At 27.9% G+C, this 509-nt stretch carries 1 protein-coding gene; it reads right to left on the bottom strand.

Translation table 11 applies throughout. The annotated features are described in order from the left end of the window. Positions 1 to 509 (bottom strand): hypothetical protein (locus ACP5QL_RS09285; RefSeq protein WP_428127327.1); only part of this gene is annotated, 509 nt, incomplete at both ends.

Raw genomic sequence — 509 nt, 5'->3', positions numbered from 1 at the left:
CTTAATAACTTGAGATACTCTAACAGCAATTTTTGATAATTGAATTAATGCATTAGCAGGATATGCTGTATAACTAGTTACTAATTCATTTACAAGTTTATTAAAATATTCGATACCTGCTTTATTTAAATTATCTGCTGATTTATATTTACCTGCTTCAGTTATTGAGAAATTAACAATAGCGGCACCAATTTGTGTCATTTTTGCTGATAATTCTGCTTCAGGTACAGACATAGATCTTAATAAAGTAGTATAAGTTAAATAATCAGATAAATCACTATTTTGTTTTACTTGAGGATAATAAGTATAAATCCAATTTGTTATATCACCAGACAATTTCGCTAAATATGATTGTTTTTTCTCTGCTACTTTTTCAGCTTCTGTTTTAATATGAACATTACCGGCATCATCAATAACTACATCGTTAATATTTTCTACCTGTATAACTTCGTAATTGTCAACTCCTATTGGTGGTATTACGCTAACATAAGTTTTATTATCTTTATCCT

The organism is Dictyoglomus sp. (genome assembly GCF_049968615.1).
In the GTDB taxonomy this organism is placed as follows: domain Bacteria; phylum Dictyoglomota; class Dictyoglomia; order Dictyoglomales; family Dictyoglomaceae; genus Dictyoglomus; species Dictyoglomus turgidum.
Note: the sequence above shows the minus strand (reverse complement) of the source record. Positions and strands in the feature narration are given on the sequence as shown.